Origin of the sequence: Rhizobium sp. Root149 (assembly GCF_001427345.1) — a bacterium.
In the GTDB taxonomy this organism is placed as follows: domain Bacteria; phylum Pseudomonadota; class Alphaproteobacteria; order Rhizobiales; family Rhizobiaceae; genus Neorhizobium; species Neorhizobium rhizoryzae.
Genome location: NZ_LMGD01000012.1, coordinates 487,023 through 508,062 on the forward strand (window position 1 = coordinate 487,023; position 21,040 = coordinate 508,062).

At 57.3% G+C, this 21,040-nt stretch carries 17 protein-coding genes and 1 other annotated feature; of the genes, 13 read left to right on the plus strand and 4 right to left on the minus strand.

All coding sequences use genetic code 11. The features are described from left to right. Nucleotides 1-8: 8 nt before the first annotated feature. Nucleotides 9-713, minus strand: a complete 705-nt coding sequence (gene gph, locus ASD54_RS09220; RefSeq protein ID WP_280139173.1) for a phosphoglycolate phosphatase — start codon at nt 711-713, stop codon at nt 9-11. 214 nt (nt 714-927) lie between these two features. Here gph and rpiA point away from each other — a divergent pair, with 214 nt between their 5' ends. The 3 genes from rpiA (at nt 928) to gor (ending at nt 3,711) form a co-directional block, all read left to right on the plus strand. After that, on the plus strand, nt 928-1,623 hold the full coding sequence (gene rpiA, locus ASD54_RS09225; RefSeq protein WP_062554283.1) for a ribose-5-phosphate isomerase RpiA: 696 nt from the start codon (nt 928-930) through the stop codon (nt 1,621-1,623). A 17-nt stretch (nt 1,624-1,640) separates the two neighbouring features. Then, entirely contained in the window at nt 1,641-2,198 is a 558-nt protein-coding gene (locus ASD54_RS09230) for a DUF2059 domain-containing protein (protein ID WP_062554284.1), read from the plus strand. A gap of 118 nt (nt 2,199-2,316) precedes the next feature. After that, nucleotides 2,317-3,711: a glutathione-disulfide reductase gene (gene gor / locus ASD54_RS09235; RefSeq protein ID WP_062554285.1), complete on the plus strand. Its 1,395-nt coding sequence runs from the start codon at nt 2,317-2,319 to the stop codon at nt 3,709-3,711. 70 nt (nt 3,712-3,781) lie between these two features. On the opposite strand, the gene ASD54_RS09240 is transcribed toward gor, so the two are convergent. Beyond that, complete coding sequence (locus ASD54_RS09240; protein WP_082547157.1) at nt 3,782-5,077, minus strand: pilus assembly protein TadG-related protein; 1,296 nt, start codon at nt 5,075-5,077, stop codon at nt 3,782-3,784. Nucleotides 5,078-5,410: 333 nt separating this feature from the next. Between ASD54_RS09240 and ASD54_RS09245 the strand changes: the two genes are divergently transcribed. The 3 genes from ASD54_RS09245 (at nt 5,411) to bluB (ending at nt 9,586) form a co-directional block, all read left to right on the plus strand. After that, entirely contained in the window at nt 5,411-6,784 is a 1,374-nt protein-coding gene (locus tag ASD54_RS09245) for a 3-deoxy-7-phosphoheptulonate synthase class II (RefSeq protein WP_062554287.1), read from the plus strand. A gap of 336 nt (nt 6,785-7,120) precedes the next feature. Continuing rightward, nucleotides 7,121-8,794, plus strand: a complete 1,674-nt coding sequence (locus ASD54_RS09250; RefSeq protein ID WP_062554288.1) for an NAD+ synthase — start codon at nt 7,121-7,123, stop codon at nt 8,792-8,794. Between the two features lie 129 nt (nt 8,795-8,923). Then, on the plus strand, nt 8,924-9,586 hold the full coding sequence (bluB, locus tag ASD54_RS09255; protein WP_062554289.1) for a 5,6-dimethylbenzimidazole synthase: 663 nt from the start codon (nt 8,924-8,926) through the stop codon (nt 9,584-9,586). A gap of 15 nt (nt 9,587-9,601) precedes the next feature. Here bluB and ASD54_RS09260 read toward each other — a convergent pair whose 3' ends face one another. Beyond that, complete coding sequence (locus tag ASD54_RS09260; RefSeq protein WP_062554290.1) at nt 9,602-10,276, minus strand: hypothetical protein; 675 nt, start codon at nt 10,274-10,276, stop codon at nt 9,602-9,604. A gap of 91 nt (nt 10,277-10,367) precedes the next feature. Further along, nucleotides 10,368-12,695, minus strand: coding sequence for an NADP-dependent malic enzyme (locus tag ASD54_RS09265; protein WP_062554776.1), 2,328 nt, complete (start codon nt 12,693-12,695; stop codon nt 10,368-10,370). 185 nt (nt 12,696-12,880) lie between these two features. Between ASD54_RS09265 and ASD54_RS09270 the strand changes: the two genes are divergently transcribed. The 7 genes from ASD54_RS09270 to ASD54_RS09300 all read left to right on the plus strand — a co-directional run bounded on the left by ASD54_RS09270 (nt 12,881) and on the right by ASD54_RS09300 (nt 21,033). Further along, nucleotides 12,881-13,729, plus strand: a complete 849-nt coding sequence (locus tag ASD54_RS09270; protein ID WP_062554291.1) for a UDP-2,3-diacylglucosamine diphosphatase — start codon at nt 12,881-12,883, stop codon at nt 13,727-13,729. A gap of 189 nt (nt 13,730-13,918) precedes the next feature. Further along, on the plus strand, nt 13,919-15,097 hold the full coding sequence (locus tag ASD54_RS09275) for an MFS transporter (RefSeq protein ID WP_062554292.1): 1,179 nt from the start codon (nt 13,919-13,921) through the stop codon (nt 15,095-15,097). Between the two features lie 220 nt (nt 15,098-15,317). Next, entirely contained in the window at nt 15,318-16,433 is a 1,116-nt protein-coding gene (locus tag ASD54_RS09280; RefSeq protein WP_162249575.1) for an MlaE family lipid ABC transporter permease subunit, read from the plus strand. Between the two features lie 7 nt (nt 16,434-16,440). Beyond that, on the plus strand, nt 16,441-17,277 hold the full coding sequence (locus tag ASD54_RS09285; RefSeq protein WP_183898005.1) for an ABC transporter ATP-binding protein: 837 nt from the start codon (nt 16,441-16,443) through the stop codon (nt 17,275-17,277). Nucleotides 17,278-17,282: 5 nt separating this feature from the next. Further along, complete coding sequence (locus tag ASD54_RS09290; protein WP_062554295.1) at nt 17,283-18,653, plus strand: MlaD family protein; 1,371 nt, start codon at nt 17,283-17,285, stop codon at nt 18,651-18,653. After that, complete coding sequence (locus ASD54_RS09295) at nt 18,653-19,279, plus strand: ABC-type transport auxiliary lipoprotein family protein (RefSeq protein WP_244484717.1); 627 nt, start codon at nt 18,653-18,655, stop codon at nt 19,277-19,279. Before ASD54_RS09290 ends, ASD54_RS09295 begins: the two co-directional genes overlap by 1 nt. A 133-nt stretch (nt 19,280-19,412) precedes the next feature. Continuing rightward, nucleotides 19,413-19,468: a sequence feature (sul1 is cis-regulatory element that is thought to sense ions involved in sulfur or methionine metabolism; They are found in Alphaproteobacteria), on the plus strand. A gap of 77 nt (nt 19,469-19,545) precedes the next feature. Continuing rightward, nucleotides 19,546-21,033, plus strand: coding sequence for a SulP family inorganic anion transporter (locus ASD54_RS09300; RefSeq protein WP_062554296.1), 1,488 nt, complete (start codon nt 19,546-19,548; stop codon nt 21,031-21,033). Nucleotides 21,034-21,040 lie beyond the last annotated feature (7 nt).

The window sequence follows — 21,040 nt, forward strand, 5'->3', positions numbered from 1 at the left end:
TCTTGCGTTCAGGCGGTGACCGGGAACGGGGCGCGATGGCTTGCGGCGAGCGTTTCCTGCACCAACTCGACGGTCAGTTCGTCGAAATGGCTGATGATGCGTGTGGGGTTCAGATCGGCGATCGGCACATCGGAATAGCCGAATGTTACGCCAAGCGATGCGACTGAGGCATTGTGGGCCGCCTGGATGTCGTTGACGCTGTCGCCGACCAGTAGGCTTTTGGCAGGATCGCCGCCTGCCAGTCTGATCGTTTCGAGCAGATGCCGCCCATCCGGTTTGCGGAACGCAAAGGTATCTCCCCCAGTGATGACTGCCATTCGGTCCGCGAGGCCCAGCTTCCGCAGAAGGGGCACTGCCAGCTGTTCTGCCTTGTTCGTGCAGACAGCAACGCGGCAGCCATCACGTTCCAACCGGTCCAGGCTTGCCTCAAGACCGGCGAAAGGCCTGCTTTGTCCTGGCATATGCGCCTTGTAGTGATCGATGAAGCGATCAAACAGCGGGTCGACTTCCTGATCCGACAGCGGATATCCGCGCAGGTCAAATGCACGCCGGATCATGACCCGTGCTCCTTGTCCGACCAGATGCGTCAGATCATCGAAACTGACAGGTTCCAGATCGCGTGCTGCGATGGTGTGGTTGAGGCTTTCGATCAGATCGGGCGCAGTGTCGATCATCGTGCCGTCGAGATCGAAAACAACAAGGGTAGCAGTCAAAATCAAACCTTCCGAAGCAGAGAATGGGGGTGTCGCCAAGTCCATGGGTGGCGCGAGATTATGGATCGTGAGCAAGAATTGCAAATGGAGAGGAGAGAGTGTGCCTTTGTATTCTGCTCTTCGAATAGTCTCCAAGAAGCAGAAACTGGGACTTTTGTTTATCAGGCGGGCCGTGTAAACAGCACACAACGAAACAGATGGGAGCTTGCGGCGGATGGACGCCCGGGAAATGAAAATCAAGGCAGCCGAGGCTGCGCTCCAGCATGTTGAAGACGGGATGCGTCTTGGAATCGGCACCGGATCGACGGCGGAAGAATTTGTTCGACTGCTTGCGGAAAAGGTGTCGGGCGGCCTGCGGGTTCAGGGTGTACCAACATCGGAGCGAACCGCGCGCCTCTGCCTGGAGCTTGGTGTTCCACTCAAATCCCTGGATGAACTTCCCGAGCTGGATCTGACCATTGACGGTGCCGACGAAGTCGACGGCGCGCTGCGTCTGGTCAAGGGCGGCGGCGGCGCCTTGTTGCGCGAAAAGATCGTCGCGTCTGCGTCGAGCCGGATGATTGTCATTGCGGATGAAAGCAAGGTCGTGGAAACTCTCGGCAAATTTCCATTGCCGATCGAGGTCAATCCGTTTGGACTCGCCACAACGCGCATTGCGATCGAGAAACTGGCTTCCAAGCTTGGGCTTTCGGGCGATTTGAAGTTGAGAAAGTCGGACGATGGCGCCTTCACGACCGATGGCGGCCACCTGATTCTCGATGCTTTTTTTGGCCGTATTCCTGATGCAGAGGCATTGGCTACCCAGCTGAATTCAATACCCGGCGTCGTAGAGCACGGGCTGTTCATCAATATGGCATCGTTTGCGATCATTGCCGGACCGGCGGGTGCGCGAACGATGCAGGCGAAATAAGACAGGAGCATTGACACATGATCAGACAAGCGGTTTTCGGCCGTACCGCCGCGCTCGCCATTCTTCTTTCCGGTGTAGCGCTGAGCGCCCCCGTCAGCGCCCAGGAAATTCCTGCCGATCATCTGAAGGCGGCACGGGATGCGATTGCAGCCCTGAATGCCACGGATCGTTTCGATGCCATTCTTCCGAATCTCGCCGAGCGCCTGAAGAACGAATACACGGTTGCTTCGCCGAACTTCCAGACGCAGATTTCAAAGACTGTCGAGGCGGAGGCCTTGGCTTTGGCTCCGCGTCGTGCCGACCTGGAAAAAGAAGTCGCGGTGACCTTCGCGAAGTCCTTCACGGTTGATGAGCTGAAGCAGATCGCTTCTTTCTACTCCTCGCCAGTTGGCAAGAAATATCTTCAGACGCTCCCGCTCGTGCAGCGCGAAACGATGCGCGCCGCAGAAATCTGGGCGAATGGCATTTCGCGTGATCTGACTGCCAACAGCACCGCCAAGCTGCGCACCGTGATGGATGCCAACAAGGTGAAGGCTCCGACGGCAGATGCAACGGGCAACGCTCCGAAGCCCTGATCTACCGCTTCCAGATGTTTATAAGATGAGCCCGGTTCTGCCGGGCTTTTCCTTGTGTGCCATCGCACACTATATGAAGTGCCAATCCCGTTCGCCGGACAATCCACAGGAGCCTCACATGACCAGCTATGATTACGACCTCTTTGTTATCGGCGGCGGGTCAGGTGGTGTAAGATCCGGACGGCTTGCGGCCTCGATGGGCAAGAAGGTGGCGATTGCGGAAGAATACCGTTTCGGCGGCACATGTGTCATCCGCGGCTGCGTGCCGAAGAAACTATTCGTCTATGCTTCCCAATATCATGAGCACTTCGAAGATGCGGCCGGATATGGCTGGACTGTCGGTGAAAGCAGCTTCAACTGGCAAGCGCTCATTGAAGCCAAGGACAAGGAAATTGCCCGCCTTGAAGGGCTTTATCGTCGCGGGCTCGAAAATGCCGGGGCTGAAATTCTGGATACGCGTGCAGAACTTGTGGATGCCCATACGATCCGTCTCGTCAAGACGGACACGACCGTGACGGCAGAACGCATCGTGATTGCAACCGGCGGCACGGCAAACCCGCACGCATCGCTGCCGGGCTCCGAATTCTGCATCACCTCCAACGAAGCCTTCCATCTGGAGGAGCTACCGAAATCCATCCTGATCGCGGGCGGTGGCTATATCGCTGTCGAATTCGCCAACATCTTCCATGGGCTTGGTGTTGACACGACACTGATCTATCGCGGAAAGGAAATCCTGTCCCGCTTCGATCGCGACATGCGTGAGGGCCTTCATAAGGCGATGGTCGACAAGGGCATCCGCATCATGCTGACAGACGTGATCGAAGAGGTCACGAAATCTCCGGCGGGCGGGCTGACAGCGCGCACCAAGGCGGGCGCCAGCGTTTCTGCCGATCAGATCATGCTCGCACTCGGCCGTGATCCGAACACTGCTGGCCTCGGTCTTGAAAACGCGGGTGTCGAAATCGATGCGCGGGGCGCCATTGTCGTGGATGCCTATTCACGCACGAATGTGCCGCATATCTTCGCGCTGGGTGATGTGACGGATCGGGTCCAGCTTACTCCAGTCGCCATTCACGAAGCGATGTGCTTCATCGAGACCGAGTTCAAGAACAATCCGACCGCACCGGACCATGATCTGATTGCGACCGCCGTGTTTTCCCAGCCGGAAATCGGCACGGTTGGGCTTTCCGAAGAAGAGGCCTGCAAACGCTTCGACGAAATCGAAGTGTATCGCGCGGAGTTCCGTCCGATGAAAGCAACACTTTCCGGACGCGCCGAAAAGATGATCATGAAGCTCGTGGTCAATGCGGCAGATCGGAAGGTGGTCGGAGCGCATATCCTGGGGCACGACGCGGGTGAAATGGCGCAGCTGCTGGGCATTTCGCTCAAAGCCGGCGTGACCAAGGACGACTTCGACCGCACCATGGCGGTTCATCCGACCGCTGCCGAAGAGCTTGTGACCATGTACAAGCCGAGCTACCGCGTGAAGGGTGGAGAGCGCATCAACGGTTGATGCGTTCGCTTTGCTTGATTTTTAGGAAGCGCGAGCCAGGGCTCGCGCTTCGATATTCCCAATATGGCACTTAGGTTGTCAGGCGAGGGGAGTTCATCAGCTTGCGGAACAGGGTCTGCATGGCTTTGCCGATGTCTTCGTTCGGAGATGCTTCAATAAAGTAACCGGGTGTTGCGCAAGCTTCCATGCTCGGGCGCAGACGCGAATCAAAGGGCTTGATTCTGTTCACCCAAAATTTGTCGTCCGGCAATGGAATGTAGGTGGTGTAGACGACGGCGACCTTGATGCCTTTGTCTTTCAGGTCCTTGCATGCAGCTGGATCTATAGGTTCCATGCAGCGGTCATCCTTCTGGCTGCCGGAGCAGACCGCCTTTTCTGCATCGGTCATGCCATCTGAAACAAGAAAGACTACCTTTTGCCGATCAGTCGTACTGTTGCCCGTGCCAACTGTGCCGACCACCGGCTTGATGCTCGCGAAAGTGCTGGCAAAGTCTGTCAGTGTATTTTCGTTATAGTTGTTCTTTACCGTGGACATCAAATCAAGATTGGTTACGGCTTTATCGACATCGTCCATGTTGGATGTCAATTTGGCAATTTCCTTCAGTCCGAGATTATCCGCGTTTGTGCCAAATGAATAAACCGCCATGCGGTATTGATTGTTTACCAGTTTGTATAGGTCGACGTCTTTCGTGAGCTTCTTCGTTGTATCACGCACAACATCAATACGCAGTTTTACGCTCAGGTTACGGGCAGCCTGTAAGGTATTGTCCTCGGCTTTCCCGGTGGCGTGACAGGCAAAAGCGCAACCGAAGTTTGCCTCCAACTTGTCGATATCGGCATTCGTTGCGCCCAGACCCATGGAAGGTGTGTTGTCCAGCAGCATGAAGAAATCGATGAAGGCGTTGGTCTGGTAGGTCGCCTTGGCCGCGCCGCTGACCCCGATGCTCTCCTTGCCAATGACGCCCATGAAGGCTGTGGGTATGGCTGCCGTGAAGCTGACATTGGAAGTCAGTTCCGAATTCTCACGCTTTATACTCACGCTGACGGATTTGAGACGGTCGCGAAGTGTCTGTGGCAACTGCGCCAGGAAAAGCCGTCTGGCATCATCATTGCCTAACTGGATTTCGCCGTTCGCGGGCATGGTCATGGCTTGCGCCACGGATGTCGATTTTTCCGACAGGGCTCCTACCGCCGCCGCATCGGCGGCATTCATCAGCGCGGTTCGCTCATCCACGGCCATGCCAAAATCTACGGCCAGACCGGCCGCAGCGATGAGCGGTACAATGAGGAGGGCAGTCATGACACCGAAGTTTCCTTGCTGGTCCGACGTGATCGCCCTGTAGTTGTTTAGTCGAAATTTTTTCATTAAATCGTCTCGGCGGCGAAAATATTAGCTTTGTCTATCCATATAGTACTATGTATTGCTATCTTCGAAACGAGATTGGTTTAACATAGATTAACTTATATTAGAGTTAATTTACATCAGAGCTGACTTATATTTTGGAACGATGAAGTAGGCAGCGTTGGCAGGCATTGCCTGGTTCGGTCTCTGCTGTGCATGAGATGGCCTCTTATTGGTCCCGATACAGGCCAGACATGCGCCTTTCCGCTCTATGCAAGGCTGCCTCAAAGGTTTATAAGCCGCCAACTTCAAACGAGGTGCGATGAGGCACTGCGTAATCAAAACGGACGAAAGACAATGGCAGAAACCTGGACACCAAGCACATGGCGGCAAAAACCGATCCAGCAGGTTCCGGATTATCCGGATGCGGACGCGCTGAAGGCGACGGAAGCCCAGCTTTCCACGTTCCCGCCACTCGTCTTTGCAGGTGAGGCGCGTCGTCTCAAGAAGTCTCTCGCCAATGTTGCCGAAGGCAATGGCTTCCTGTTGCAGGGCGGCGATTGCGCGGAAAGCTTCCTGGAGCATGGCGCAGACAATATTCGCGACTTCTTCCGCGCCTTCCTGCAGATGGCTGTCGTTCTGACTTTTGGCGCGCAGCAGCCAGTGGTCAAGGTTGGTCGTATTGCTGGCCAGTTCGCAAAGCCGCGCTCCTCGAACTTCGAGAAGCAGGGCGACATTGAGCTTCCGTCCTACCGCGGCGATATCATCAATGGCATCGAGTTCACGCCGGAGGCGCGCATTCCCGCGCCTGAGCGTCAGCTCAAGGCCTATCGCCAGTCGGCAGCCACGCTGAACCTTTTGCGTGCCTTTGCCATGGGTGGTTATGCGAACCTCGAAAACGTTCATCAGTGGATGCTGGGTTTCGTCAAGGATAGCCCGCAGGGTGAGCGCTACAAGAAGCTGGCGGATCGCATCTCCGAAACGATGGACTTCATGAAGGCCGTCGGCATTACGTCGGAAAACAATCCTGCGCTGCGTGAAACGGATTTCTTCACCAGCCACGAGGCGCTGCTGCTGGGCTACGAAGAGGCATTGACGCGCGTCGATTCGACGTCCGGCGACTGGTATGCCACGTCCGGCCACATGATCTGGATCGGTGACCGTACGCGTCAGCCCGATCACGCTCATGTCGAGTTCTGCCGCGGCATCAAAAATCCGATCGGTTTGAAGTGTGGTCCATCCATGACTGCCGATGGTTTGCTTCAGTTGATCGATATCCTGAACCCGACCAATGAAGCAGGCCGTCTGACGCTCATCTGCCGTTTCGGCTACGACAAGGTTGCCGAGCATCTGCCGCGCCTCATTCGCGCCGTAGAGCGGGAAGGCCGCAAGGTGGTCTGGTCCTGTGATCCAATGCACGGGAACACAATCACGTTGAACAACTACAAGACACGTCCGTTCGACCGCGTCTTGTCAGAAGTGGAAAGCTTCTTCCAGATCCATCGTTCGGAAGGCTCGCATCCGGGTGGTATCCACATCGAGATGACCGGCAAGGACGTGACCGAATGCACTGGCGGCGCGCGTGCCGTATCGGCTGGCGATCTTCAGGATCGCTACCACACGCATTGCGATCCGCGCCTCAACGCCGATCAGGCGCTTGAACTGGCATTCCTGCTGGCAGAGCGCATGAAGTCGGGACGTGAGGAAAAGCGTTTGGCGGTTAACGCCTGATCCTGTCTCTCAGGAAAGCTTGAAAAAAGGAAAGGCCGGTGGGGGGAACCGGCCTTTCTCTTTGTGAGGCTGTGCTGGCAAAGCCTCATGTCTTGGATCAAAGTGGAAGGGCACTTTCACCCAAGGTTTATTACTGCTTGCTGATGTAGCTCAGGTTATAGTTGTGTTCTTACTAATTCATTAATGGTTGAGGGATTGCAAAGCTTTGCACGCAGAATTTTGGGAGAAAGTTGCTCAACTTTCTGACATCGGCCGCATCCGCTTCGGCTGAAGTTTACCGGCGAAATTTGTCTCATGCGCGTTGCGGAGCTTTGTCCTGCACGCTAAATCAGGGGCATGACTCAGGATATCGCTTCGACTTTCCATATCGCGCTCGCTCAACTGAATCCGACAGTCGGTGACGTCGCGGGAAACCTTGCTCTCGCCCGCCAGGCCAGGCGCGATGCCGCCAAGAGCGGGGCGCATATCGTGGTCTTCACCGAACTCTTTCTGAGCGGCTACCCCCCGGAGGATCTGGTGCTGAAGCCTGCTTTCTTGAAAGCATGCTGGAAGGCGCTGGAAGACCTGGTCGAGGACAGCAAGGATGGTGGACCGGGCTTCGTGATCGGCCTTCCGCGCCAGAGCGACAAGGGACGCCACAATTCCGTTGCCATCGTCGATAACGGTCGGATTCTGGCGCTGCGCGACAAGATCGATCTGCCGAACTATGGCGAGTTCGACGAGAAGCGCGTGTTCGTTGAAGGTGAGATGCCGGGACCGGTGAATTTCCGCGGTGTGCGCATCGGTGTTCCGATCTGCGAAGAGATCTGGAACGATCTTGGTGTGTGCGAAACACTGGCGGAAAGCGGTGCCGAGATCCTCATCGTGCCGAATGGCTCGCCCTATTATCGCGGCAAGGTGGAAGTTCGCCATCAAGTGGCGCTGAAGCAGGTTATCGAGAGCGGTCTGCCGCTGATTTTCGTCAACCAGCTGGGCGGTCAGGACGAACTGGTTTTCGATGGTGCGAGCTTCGGTCTGAATGCTGACAAGACGCTTGCTTTCCAGATGGCAGAATTCGAAACCGGACTGGAGACGACGGATTGGGTTCGTTCCGACGATGGATGGCGTTGCAATAATGGACCCGTTGTCACCATTCCTGAGCGGGAAGAGGCGGACTATCGCGCCTGCCTTCTGGGCTTCCGCGATTACGTGAACAAGAACGGGTTCAAATCTGTCGTCCTCGGCATGTCCGGCGGCATCGATTCTGCCGTCTGCGCTGCGATTGCCGTGGATGCACTCGGAAGCGACCGGGTGCGCACAGTCATGCTGCCTTACCGCTACACATCCGAAGAAAGCTTCAAGGATGCGGCAGAATGCGCGAAGGCGCTTGGTGCGCATTACGATATCGTGCCGATCTCTGAGCCGGTTGAAGGCTTTCTGTCGGCGCTTTCGGAAATGTTCGAGGGGACCGAGGAAGGTATCACGGAAGAGAATCTGCAAAGCAGGACGCGTGGCACCATTCTGATGGCGATTTCGAACAAGTTCGGGGCCATGGTGGTGACAACCGGCAACAAGTCCGAAATGTCGGTTGGCTATGCGACGCTTTACGGCGATATGAACGGCGGCTTCAACCCTATCAAGGACCTGTACAAGATGCAGGTCTATGCGCTGGCAGCCTGGCGCAATCAGAATGTGCCGCAAGGGGCGCTCGGTCCGGTTGGCGAAGTCATTCCCGCCAATATTCTGTCCAAGGCACCCTCGGCAGAGCTGCGCCCCAACCAGACGGACCAGGATTCGCTGCCGCCTTACCCCGTGCTCGACGACATTCTCGAATGCCTTGTCGAGGGCGAAATGGGGGTCGACCAGATCGTGGCACGCGGCCATGACATTGCAACCGTACATCGCGTGGAACATCTTCTCTATCTGGCGGAATACAAGCGTCGTCAGTCTGCGCCCGGCGTAAAGATCACGAAGAAGAATTTTGGCCGGGATCGCCGCTATCCCATCACCAACCGTTTTCGCGATCGGTGAGGTAGGGCGGAGCTTGATCTCGTCTTTCTCTCTGTCCGTCGACGCTGGCTGCGTCTTCAGGCTGAAAGGCTTCCCGTTTGTTCCGGCCATCGATGTGAAATTGAGAGGTATGTCGGCGTGCGAGACTGTATGGTCGATGGTGAAGCCTTTGCAGCCGACGCCCGGGAGGCCGTATACCGAGCCATTCACACGCGCCGGGACGTGCGCGACCAATTCTTGAGTGATCCTCTGCCGGATGATCTGGTCCGTCGCTTGCTGAAAGCTGCCCATGCCGCGCCCTCCGTCGGGTTTATGCAGCCCTGGAGCTTCATCCTGGTGCGGTCAGAGGAAACGAAGCAAGCAGCCTGGAAGGCCTTCAGCAAGGCGAATGCAGAAGCAGAGGCGATGTTCGCCGACGAGAAGCGAGAGCTCTATCGGAGCCTCAAGCTTGAGGGCATACGCAAGGCGCCGCTGTCCATTATCGTGACCTGCGATCCGGACCGCGCCGGACCGGTGGTGCTGGGGCGTACCCATAATCCGCGCATGGATGTCTATTCGACCGTCTGCGCCGTTCAGAACCTCTGGCTTGCCGCACGAGCCGAAGGGGTAGGTGTTGGCTGGGTCAGCATTTTCCAGGATGACGATGTTCGCGCGCTGCTCGGAATTCCTGAGCGGATCCAGATCGTGGCATGGCTTTGCCTTGGCTATGTGCGCGAACTCTATCAGGAGCCGGAACTGGCGGTGAAAGGCTGGCGGCAAAGGCTCGATCTCGACCAGCTCATTTGCGAGGAGCGCTGGCGAGAGAGGTCGTAACGTCTAGGCCGCTTATTACTGAGTCGGCTCTATGCCGGGCCGGTTCAACTCCGCGTCCTGACTGTCCGGATAGAATTGCGGGCCAACCGTGCGAACCGGCTGATCCGGTTTCCATTCCCTGACCGGCGGGACCGGAGAGAGATCCTTTGGCGTGGAGGGGCGCATTTTGCCAAGCGTGATGACCGAGGAACCCGGTTTCTGCGTATCCGTCCGCTGAATGGACGATGAGGCTGCGCCCGGAGCATCGGGATTGATCGAGGCCGGCACGTTGGCATAGTCGATCTCGCCGCATTTGAGCTGCAGCATTTCCTTGCGGATGACCTCTGGATCCCTGCCGAGAGAATTCACCAGCTTTCCCTGTGCCGTACGAGAGGCAAGGACGGCCTGCCTGTCTCGCTCCGTATCGGCAAGTTGCTGCTCCAGATCCCGACAGGGGTCGTTTCGCCCGAAGGTGACGATGCTGCCGGTGCCGCAACGAAGTCGCTGCATTTCGCCGCGAATTTCGCGGGATGCTGCGGTGATGTCGCTCAACGCCTTTGCGTGGGAATTAGCCGTCTGCGTGCTGCCAATGACAGTCGTCGCACCTGACAGTTCCTTGCCGAGAGCCACGCAACGTGCCGCATTATCCGCTGCAGATGCGACTGCTGGCAGACACAGGACAATAGCCGCGAATAGCTGGCGATGAGGCATGAACGATGCTTCCCTGCTTCGACACAAACGAAAACCCGGAGGCAGTTTCCGGCCTCCGGGTTTAAATTATCATAAACGGCCTGTGTGAGGCTTAAGAGATCGCGGCGAAATCCGTATGGGATGCCTCCACGACTGCCAGCGCCGCCATGTTGACGACACCGCGGGACGTGACCGAGGTGGACAGGATATGCGCCGGCTGGGCCGCACCCAGAAGGATTGGCCCGACATGCAGGGCGTCCATCATGGTGCGAACAAGACCCAGCGAGATGTTCGACGAATCGAGGTTAGGAAACACGAGAAGGTTCGCTTCGCCCGACAGGTCGCTATTGGGCATGGCACGCTTGCGCAAACTTTCCGACAGGGCAGAACCTGCCTGCATCTCACCATCGACTTCGAGGTCGGGAGCACGCTGGCGGATGATCTCCAGTGCTGCGCGCATCTTGCGTGCGCTTTCTGAATCACGGCTGCCGAAGTTGGAATGCGACAGCAGGGCTGCCTTTGGCACGATGCCGAAGCGGCGGATTTCCTGAGCCGCCAGAATGGTGATCTCGGCAATCTCCTCATGCGTCGGGTTGTCGTTCACGAAGGTATCCGTGAAGAAGACCGGGCCCTTCTGCGTGATCAGAAGGCTCAAGCTGGAGAAGGCGCAGACGCCCTTCCGCTTGCCGATGATCTGGCTGACATCACGCAGGTGACGGTCAAAACCGCCTTCGACGCCGCAGATCAGGGCATCCGCATCGCCACGCTTGACGGCAAGCGCGCCGATTACGGTGTTGTTCGTACGCACAATGGTGCGGGCCGTTTCCGGGTTGATGCCCGCGCGACCGACAAGCGAGAGATATTCATCGACATAGTCGCGGTAGCGCGGATCATCCTCGGGGTTTACCACCTCGAAGTCTACGTTTGGCCTGATGCGAATGCCGAAACGCTGCAGACGTGCCTCGATGACCGATGGGCGACCGATGAGAACCGGTACGCCTGTTTTTTCTTCAAGCAGCACCTGGGCCGCACGCAGCACGCGCTCGTCCTCGCCTTCGGAGAAGATCACGCGCTTCTTTTCTGCGGCGCGCGCACTGGTGAAGATCGGCTTCATGACGAAGCCGGAGCGCCAGACAAAACGGCTCAACTGATCCAGGTAGTGATCGAAGTCAGCGATCGGGCGGGCCGCGACGCCGCTCTCTGCCGCAGCCTTTGCCACTGCCGGCGCAATGCGCAGGATCAGGCGCGGGTCGAAGGGCGAGGGGATAAGGTAGTTTGGTCCGAATACCGGCGTCTCATCAGCATAGGCGCGTGCGGCGACATCGGAAATTTCTTCGCGTGCCAGACCGGCAATCGCCTTGACCGCCGCCATCTTCATTTCTTCGTTGATGGTCGTTGCACCGCAATCCAGCGCACCGCGGAAGATGTAGGGGAAGCAGAGGACGTTGTTGACCTGGTTCGGGAAATCGGAACGACCAGTACAGATCATCGCGTCCGGACGGGCAGCGCGCGCAAGTTCAGGCATGATTTCCGGGGTCGGATTGGCGAGCGCCATGATGAGCGGCTTTTCGGCCATCTGCTCCAGCAGTTCCGGCTTCAGGACACCAGCGGCGGAGAGGCCGAGGAAAACGTCCGCACCGCCGATGCTTTCGGCCAGCAGACGCTTGTCGCTCTTCTGGGCGTAGATTTCCTTCCACGGGTCCATCAGAACGTTGCGGCCATCATAGACCAGACCTTCGATGTCATGGACCCAGATGTTTTCGCGTTTCGCGCCCAGCGATACCAGCAAGTTCAGGCAGGCCAGGGCAGCGGCGCCAGCGCCCGAAGTGACGATCTTGACGTTCTCGATGTTCTTTCCGGCCAGTTCCAGACCGTTGAGGATAGCTGCGGCGACGATGATGGCTGTACCATGCTGGTCATCATGGAACACCGGAATATTCATCTTTTCGCGAAGCTGGCGCTCAACCTCAAAACATTCCGGCGCCTTGATGTCTTCAAGGTTGATGCCGCCGAAGGTGGGCTCCAGAGCGGCAATCGTGGAGACCATGCTGTCGACCGTTTCGGCAGCGATCTCGATATCGAAAACATCGATGGCAGCAAATTTCTTGAAGAGGACGGCCTTGCCTTCCATCACTGGCTTGGAGGCGAGGGGACCAATATTGCCGAGGCCAAGAACAGCGGTTCCGTTGGAAACGACCGCGACCAGATTGGCGCGGGCAGTGTAGTCGGCAGCGGCTTCCGGATTGTCGCGAATCGCAAGGCACGGAGCTGCAACGCCCGGCGAATAGGCGAGAGCCAGATCGCGCTGGTTGCCCAGAGGCTTTGTCGGCTGGATTTCAAGCTTTCCGGGGCGCGGATAGCGGTGGAAGAACAATGCCTGTTCATCAAGATCCGCCTGTGGGGCTGCTTTCGCCGATTGATCCTTGCCCTGCTGCTCCATCGCCAGCTCCTTCCGTTTCATCATGTGCTTCGTGGTCTCTTACAACAATCCGTGGCTGGGAACAGTACTGAATTCTTGGGTATCACATACTCAAGGGCACATCTCACGGCAGTTGAGAGACTGCAAAATCCGTTATCCCGGTCACCTGTCATCTTCCTGATAAATGACTCTGATTTCTGAATGTCATGGGGGCGGTGCGACGAAAGGAAGATCTCGTGACTGTGACGACGGAAACCAGACACTTCAGAACGCTTTTCATCTCGGATATCCACCTGGGATCGAAGGCGGCGCGGACCGACTTTCTTCTCGACTTCCTGCGGTACCATGAAGCGGAAACGCTGGTTCTTGTCGGCGATATTGTTGATGGCTGGCGCCTGAAGCGTAACTGGTACTGGCCGCAGGGCTGCAACGATGTCGTCCAGAAGCTCTTGCGCAAAGCGCGCAAGGGAACGCGTATCGTCTACATTCCCGGCAATCACGATGAGTTTCTCCGCTCCTTCCCCGGCGTTCACTTCGGCGGCATCGAGGTGGCCGAGCGCATGATCCACGAAGCGGCGGACGGCAAGAAGTATCTGGTTCTTCATGGCGACGAGTTCGATGTCGTGGTGCGCAACATCCGACTGCTCGCTTACCTGGGCGATTGGGCCTATGATGCGGCTATCGCAATCAACGTGGTTCTGGCGGCCATTCGCCGCAAGCTGCATCTGCCTTACTGGTCGTTCTCCGCCTGGGCCAAGCTGCAGGTAAAGCAGGCCGTCAATTTCATCGGCGAGTTCCAGAACGTCGTTGCCGAGGAGGCGCGCCGCAACAACGTGGACGGCGTCATCTGCGGTCACATTCATCACGCCACGATGGAGGATATCGGCGACATTCGCTACATCAATACGGGCGATTGGGTGGAAAGCTGCACGGCCATAGCCGAGCATATGGATGGTACGTTCGAGCTGATCTCCTGGCAAAAGGTTGCCGTGACCGCCGATATCAAGACACTGCCCATGCCTAAGGACCAGCGTGAGGACATGCAGGCAGCATAGGGCAGGATCCAAACAAAGGCCTGCATGCTGCCCGTGCTTGCGTGGCCTCTATTGCCGTTGCGCAACATTGCCGAGGCTTTATCAGAATTGCCGGTCTGGCTGCCCAAACCGCTGCAACCGGGGCTGTCAAACATCCGAAATTTCTTTAAGAGAGGCGATCTCTGAATTCGAGAATCGCCGGAGCCCGCCGTGGCCGAGACTGCCGTTCCTTCCGCACCTTCGGGCTTTGCCGTGCGATGCGCCTTTGCCTATGCGGCGGCGATGAGCGTGAACGGTATCCTGCTGCCTTTCTTTCCCGCGTGGCTGAAGTCGCTATCCCTGAACGAATTCGAGATCGGCGTCATTTTGACAGTTCCGATCATCCTTCGACTTGTCTCCGCGCCGCTTGCGGGCGCCCTCGCAGACCGTATGTCGGAGCGTGTTCTGGTCCTCATCGTTTCTGCGGTGCTTTCCCTGATGACCGCCGTGCTTCTGATCTGGGCCGGTGGCTTCTGGACGGTTCTCATTATTTTCAGCCTGCAGGGCGCAGCTTTTGCTCCGTTCATGCCGGTTCTCGAATCGATTACTGTTATGGGCGTTCGCCGCTGGGGATATCGTTACGGTACCATTCGTGTCTGGGGATCGATCGGTTTTGTGGTTTCGACCCTGATCGCCGGTTGGGCGATTTCGCATCTCTCCAGCCGGATTGTTCCGGAAGCGACAGCGCTGACCTATCTCCTGACACTGTGTGCTGCCCTGATGGCGCCGCGCCTGGGAAGAGCGATGAGAGCGCCGACGGCTGATCCGACCGGTATGCGGCAGGTGGCCCGCTTGCCGTTTCGTTCAAGTCTCAACCTGCTCATGATAGGCTGTACGATCGTGCAGTCCACACATGGAATGTATTACGCCTTCTCTGGAATTTACTGGCAGGGCATAGGCTTCAGCGGTCAGGAGATCGGCATTCTTTGGGCATCCGGCGTCATTGCCGAGATTCTGTTCTTTTTCTGCGCGGGACGGATTGTCCGGCATGTTTCAGCGGTCAGTCTCATCCTGATCGGGTCAGTGGCCGCCGTGATTCGCTGGTCGCTGTTTGCAACCCCCTTGAGCTTTGAAGCCTCTGTCCTGCTACAGTGCAGCCATGCGCTGAGTTTCGCGTTTCTTCATTTCGGAATGCAGCAGAAGATCGTCGAGGTAGTGCACGAAAGTCAGGAATCCTCCATTCAAGGCACGTTCTTCTTCTACAATGGCGCCTTCCTGGCTGCATCTACCTTCCTGTCAGGCTTGATCTATCATTCGCTCGGGCAGAATTCCTACTACGTCATGTCTGCGGTGGCAGCTTTCGGCTTGTTGATTACATGGACCGTTTCACGCCGAGCCTGGAAAGCGTAGATGGACAGAGGTTGAAGTTGCAGACTATTGATGGCCTAACCTGAAATTGTTCTGTGGCTTTAGGGTTACTGGAGGGTGATTTCAGGATCGGATGCCATGGCATTTCACAGACTGGCGGATATATTGCCGACAGGTTCTATTCAATTTTCGAAAGCGTATCGAGCACCCCTACATGCAGGCAAAGCCGAAGTCGGCCGATGAACAGGCCGCAACCCTTGAGATGACCTCTACGGCTGAGAGTGTTGAACGCTTCGTTCTGGCTGGAGACTGGCGCAACCGTGGCATCAGCCAGGTTCTGAACGACCTCATGGCCGCCGAGCAGAAGCAAGGCCAGGGGAAACTCGAAATCGATGCATCCGGTATCGACGCTGTCGATACGTCCGGCGCCTGGCTGATTCGTCGTCTGATCAACGGCAAGCAGGCCGAAGGACGCGATGTGGAACTGATCGGCGCAAGCAAGACGCTGTCCGATCTGGTTGACGTCCTGCCGGAGGACGGGCTGAAAAGACCGTCTTCCGATAAAGATCAACGCACATTGTTCCAGCGCATATTTGAGCCAGCAGGCAAGGCCGTCTGGAGCTTGGGGCAGGACGCGCTGGCGGGGCTGCACATCCTCGGCTCAGCCGTCGGCGGCGCGCAGCTCAAGGGTGGTCGCGGCGCTGGCGTTTCCCCGGCATCTGTGGTGACGCACATCGACCGTATGGGTGTGCGGGCTGTACCTATCATCGTCCTGATGTCCTTTCTGATCGGCGCCATCATTGCCCAGCAAGGCGCCTTCCAGCTCCGCTATTTTGGCGCTGAACTCTTCGTCGTGGATCTGGTCGGCATTCTGCAGTTGCGCGAAATCGGCGTTCTGTTGACCGCCATCATGATTGCGGGCCGGTCTGGCAGCGCCATCACCGCCGAAATCGGCTCCATGAAGATGCGCGAGGAGATCGACGCCCTGACGGTAATCGGTCTCAATCCTGTCGGGGTTCTGGTCTTTCCGCGTCTCGTTGCGCTGACGATTGCGCTGCCTTTGTTGACGATCATCGCCAATTTCGCGGCCCTGTACGGTGCGGCCATCGTGACCTTCATTTACTCCGGGATCACCTTCCAGACCTTCCTGTCACGGCTGCATGAGGCGGTGGATTATTCGTCCGTCGCATCTGGCATGATCAAGGCGCCGTTCATGGCGCTTGCCATTGGCATCGTTTCGGCTGTCGAAGGGATGAAGGTAGGTGGCAGTGCCGAATCGCTCGGCACACATGTTACGGCCTCGGTGGTGAAATCCATCTTCGTGGTCATCCTTATGGATGCCCTTTTTGCAATCTTCTATTCCGCAATCGACTTCTAGGATGAGCATGGCAGTTCAGGACGATACCACGGCTGAAGAGAAACACCCGGATGATGACCGGGTGATCCTGTCCGTGCGGGATCTGACCGTCAGCTTCGGCACCAAGACCGTGCTGGATCACCTTGATCTCGACGTTTATCGCGGGGAAATCCTGGGCTTTGTCGGCGCGTCCGGTACGGGCAAATCCGTTCTCATGCGCACGGTTTTGCGGTTGGTTCCGCACAGTTCGGGATCGATCCATATCCTCGGTGTCGATTACGAAAAGGCCGATGTGAAGACCCGCATGGCGCTGGATATGCGCATGGGCGTGCTGTTCCAGCATGGCGCTCTTTTCTCCTCGCTCACCGTGAAGGAGAACATCCAACTGCCGATGCGGGAATATCTCGATCTGCCGCAATCGCTCATGGATGAACTGGCCTATCTCAAGATCGACATGGTGGGCCTCGCGGCGGATGCGGCTGACAAATATCCTTCAGAGCTTTCGGGCGGCATGATCAAGCGTGCGGCGCTTGCTCGCGCTCTTGCGCTCGATCCGGACCTCGTCTTCCTCGATGAGCCAACCTCTGGTCTTGACCCCATCGGTGCCGCCGAGTTCGACATGCTGATTGCCCGATTGCGTGATACGCTGGGGCTGACGGTTTATATGGTGACCCACGACCTAGACAGCCTGTTTTCTGTCTGCGACCGCATTGCGGTTCTGGGCCAGAAGCGAGTGCTTGTGGAAGGGACGTTGGACGACATGCTGGCCTGCGACGATGCGTGGGTTCAGTCTTATTTCCGCGGAAAGCGCGCCCGGTCCGTTACAACGGATTACGGCGATGCGAATGCGGTGCCAGGAAAGTAACGCCCATGGAAACTAAAGCAAACTACGCCCTTGTCGGCTTCTTCACGCTGCTGGTGGTCGCTGCCGCATTCGGCTTCGTCTACTGGATGGCGCAGTATGGCCGCAGCGGGCCCATGGCCGAGCTTGCCATTCGTATTCCCGGTTCCGCAAACGGTCTATCGGTCGGCTCCGCGGTGCGGTTCAACGGCATTCCCGTTGGTTCCGTTCGCAGCCTGAATATCGACCCGGATGATCCGCGCTATTCGATCGCGTTCACAGAGGTCCAGACCAGTGCTCCGGTATACCCTTCGACGAAGGCGGTTCTGGAAGTGCAGGGCCTGACAGGTGCTGCCTATATCGAATTGTCAGGCGGCAAGACCGGCGAGGACAACCTGTTGCAGAAGGCGCAGGATACGGGCCGGCCAGCGGTGCTGATCGCGGATCAATCGAGCGTGACCAACCTTCTGGCGACCGCAGACAAGATTCTGCAGCGTGCGGATGATGCAATTGGCCAGATTCAAGGTTTCGTAACGGATGCGCGCGGTCCGCTGACCCGGACGATCCAGCACGCTGAAGCCTTTACCGGCGCCCTGAGCGCGAATTCGGATGCAATTGACGACTTCCTGCGGAGCCTTTCCGCGCTTTCCGGCACGTTCAACCGTGTTTCGGAACGTCTGGATTCGACGCTGGCAGCGGCTGAAGGTCTGGTAAAGGCCGTTAATCCGGACAAGATCAACAATATCCTGACAAACGCTGAAACCGTGACGGGCAACATTGCCAAATCGTCCGACAAGATCGACGGTATCATGCTGGAAGTGCGTGATGCGGCTGCCGGGTTCAACAAGGCAAGCGAAGAGGCGCAGTCGGTGCTGAAGCGAGCCGATCAATTGCTGGCGGCGGTCGATCCGAAAAAGGTCAATACCGCAGTCGACAACATTACCTCTGCGACAGCGGATGCGCGCAGCGCACTATCTTCCGCACGCGAGGTTGTGGATGGAGTGGCTGACCGCCGCGATGAGATCAACAAGGCGATCGAAGATTTCACGCAGTTGGCGCAGAAGCTGAACCAGGCGTCCACACGTGTCGACGGCATTCTGGCCAAGGTGGATACGATGGTCAGCGGCGATGAATCCAAGGGTCTGTTCGCCGAAGCGCAGAAAACCCTGCAATCCATTCGGGCCACCGCCGACAATCTGAATTCCCGGATCGGGCCGATTGCGGACAACCTTGCCCGCTTCTCCAATACCGGCCTGCGCGATGTTCAAACCTTGATTGGCGATACCCGCAAGGCTGTTCAGAATCTCAACGAGACGATCACCAACTTCGACCAGAACCCGCAGCGCCTGATCTTTGGCGGGGAAACGGTGAAGGAATATGATGGCAGGACGCGGCGCTGATGCGAAGATTTGATAAAACCGAGGTGCAGATGGTTCCGGCAATTTCCATTCCCAAGGCGCTCTTTGCCCTTCCGGTCATGGCCCTGCTGCTTGTTGGCTGTGGTAGCAAGGCGAACAATGACACGTTCGATCTGTCGATCACGCCGATGGCGCAAGGACCTTCTGCCAAGAGCAAGCAGATCCTGGTTCCAGAGCCGACCGCACTGAAATCGCTGGATAGCGAGCAGGTGGTGGTGCGCGTTTCGCCTTCTGAAATCCAGTATCTGGCGAATTCACAGTGGGGTGACAGGCTGCCGAAGATGGTGCAGTCCAAGCTCGTCCAGGCATTCGAAAATTCGGGCAAGCTGGCGGGTGTCGGCAAACCGGGGCAGGGCCTTGCCATCGATTATCAGGTGGTCGCGGATATTCGCTCGTTTGAGATCGATACGTCCGGCCCACGGACTGCGAAGGTTGAGATCTCCGTCAAGATTCTCAACGATCGCAACGGATCGGTGCGAGCACAGAATGTCTTCCGGGCTTCTGTACCGGTTTCCGGCGAAGACAATGCAAAGTTCATTGGCGCTATCAATCGAGCCTTCGCAAAGGTGGGAGCCGATATCGTGGACTGGACGCTTCGCTCGATCTGAGTTTTCAAAGATCAAGGATTTTTCAGGGAGGTGCCGGCAGCGCCTCCCTTTTTTTGATGCGCCATATCCGGCCGGGGCCGCGTACGCTGCGCGTTTGCAAAATCTGATTGTGTGGGCTATCTAGCTTTATCCACAAGGACCCGGTGAAAACCCGGGTGGCTCTTCTGGCCGCCGATCCGCCAGACAACACAGCAACGCAACCAATTTTCGCTTTCAAGGACCGAGTCTTTCTCGGCCCGTTGCATCAACTGTGAAAAAAAACCTCCATGCAAACACTTTCAAACTACCGTCAGGAGTGGTTCTCCAACATTCGTGGCGACATCCTCTCCGGCATCGTCGTCGCCCTTGCGCTTATTCCTGAAGCGATTGGCTTTTCGGTCATCGCGGGTGTCGATCCCAAGGTCGGCTTGTATGCCTCCTTTGCAATTGCCTGCGTTGCAGCCTTTGTTGGAGGTCGACCGGGCATGATTTCCGCTGCGACCGCAGCAACTGCCGTCGTGATGATTTCGCTCGTCAAGGAGCACGGGCTGCAATATCTCTTCGCCGCCACCATCCTGATGGGCATCCTTCAGATTGCAGCCGGCTGGCTGCGGCTCGGGCGCGTGATGCGGTTTGTCTCTCGGTCCGTCATCACCGGCTTCGTCAATGCGCTGGCAATCCTGATCTTCATGGCGCAGTTGCCGGAGCTTGTTGGCGTTCCCAACCTCACCTATGCAATGATCGCAGCCGGTCTCGCCATCATCTATCTCTTCCCTTATGTCACCAAAGCCATACCGTCGCCGCTTGTGGCGATCGCTGTCCTGACTGCCGTCGCTTGGTGGTTCGGCATGGATTTGCGCACCGTCGGGGACCTCGGCGAACTCCCATCGACGATCCCGTTTCTAACCCTCCCGCAGGTTCCGCTAACCTTTGAGACGCTCCAGATCATCTTTCCCTATTCGGTGACGCTCGCTGCGGTCGGTCTTCTTGAATCCCTACTGACGGCACAGATCGTCGACGACATGACAGACACACCAAGCAACAAGAGCCAGGAATGCGTCGGACAGGGCGCCGGGAACATTGCCTCGGCGCTTATTGGCGGCATGGGTGGCTGCGCCATGATCGGCCAGTCGGTCATCAACGTGACTTCCGGGGGCCGGGGGCGCCTCTCGACATTCGTCGCGGGCGCCTTTCTGCTGTTCCTGATCGTGGTGCTCAACGATCTGGTCAAGATCATTCCCATGGCAGCGCTTGTCTCCGTCATGATCATGGTTTCGATTGGCACTTTTTCCTGGAGATCAATCCTTGATCTGCGACGCCATCCGCTGCCGTCCTCCGTGGTCATGCTGGCGACGGTAATCACTGTTGTCGCAACCCATGATCTGGCAAAGGGCGTGATCGTCGGCGTGCTGCTGTCGGGCATCTTCTTTGCCGGCAAGGTAGCACGGCTTTTCAAGGTCACGCGCCAGATGAAGGCTGACGATGATAGCGTGACCTATTCGGTCGAAGGGCAGGTCTTCTTTGCCTCGGCGGAAGCCTTTATCCATTCCTTCGATTTTTCCGACGCCACCAAGCGGATTACGATCGATCTCACGAAGGCCCATCTGTGGGATATCACTGCCATTGGCGCGCTGGACAAGGTGGTGTTGAAGTTTCGCCAGGCCGGTCACGACGTGCAGGTTCTTGGGTTCAATGAAGCCAGTGCCGACATGATCGACCGCTTTGCCCTGCACGACAAGGACGAACGGCTTGCGGCGAGTGCTTCCCTGCACTGAAGGCAGG

What these genes read in the sequence shown, in the direction of transcription:
- ASD54_RS09265 (WP_062554776.1), bottom strand. Translation starts at nt 12,695, where the DNA reads ATGGAGCAGCAGGGCAAGGATCAATCGGCGAAAGCAGCCCCACAGGCG.
- ASD54_RS09245 (WP_062554287.1), top strand. Translation starts at nt 5,411, where the DNA reads ATGGCAGAAACCTGGACACCAAGCACATGGCGGCAAAAACCGATCCAG.
- ASD54_RS09290 (WP_062554295.1), top strand. Translation starts at nt 17,283, where the DNA reads ATGGAAACTAAAGCAAACTACGCCCTTGTCGGCTTCTTCACGCTGCTG.
- ASD54_RS09295 (WP_244484717.1), top strand. Translation starts at nt 18,653, where the DNA reads ATGCGAAGATTTGATAAAACCGAGGTGCAGATGGTTCCGGCAATTTCC.
- ASD54_RS09230 (WP_062554284.1), top strand. Translation starts at nt 1,641, where the DNA reads ATGATCAGACAAGCGGTTTTCGGCCGTACCGCCGCGCTCGCCATTCTT.
- ASD54_RS09280 (WP_162249575.1), top strand. Translation starts at nt 15,318, where the DNA reads ATGACCTCTACGGCTGAGAGTGTTGAACGCTTCGTTCTGGCTGGAGAC.
- ASD54_RS09240 (WP_082547157.1), bottom strand. Translation starts at nt 5,077, where the DNA reads ATGAAAAAATTTCGACTAAACAACTACAGGGCGATCACGTCGGACCAG.
- ASD54_RS09260 (WP_062554290.1), bottom strand. Translation starts at nt 10,276, where the DNA reads ATGCCTCATCGCCAGCTATTCGCGGCTATTGTCCTGTGTCTGCCAGCA.
- ASD54_RS09285 (WP_183898005.1), top strand. Translation starts at nt 16,441, where the DNA reads ATGGCAGTTCAGGACGATACCACGGCTGAAGAGAAACACCCGGATGAT.
- ASD54_RS09270 (WP_062554291.1), top strand. Translation starts at nt 12,881, where the DNA reads ATGGGGGCGGTGCGACGAAAGGAAGATCTCGTGACTGTGACGACGGAA.
- ASD54_RS09300 (WP_062554296.1), top strand. Translation starts at nt 19,546, where the DNA reads ATGCAAACACTTTCAAACTACCGTCAGGAGTGGTTCTCCAACATTCGT.
- bluB (WP_062554289.1), top strand. Translation starts at nt 8,924, where the DNA reads ATGGTCGATGGTGAAGCCTTTGCAGCCGACGCCCGGGAGGCCGTATAC.
- rpiA (WP_062554283.1), top strand. Translation starts at nt 928, where the DNA reads ATGGACGCCCGGGAAATGAAAATCAAGGCAGCCGAGGCTGCGCTCCAG.
- gor (WP_062554285.1), top strand. Translation starts at nt 2,317, where the DNA reads ATGACCAGCTATGATTACGACCTCTTTGTTATCGGCGGCGGGTCAGGT.
- ASD54_RS09250 (WP_062554288.1), top strand. Translation starts at nt 7,121, where the DNA reads ATGACTCAGGATATCGCTTCGACTTTCCATATCGCGCTCGCTCAACTG.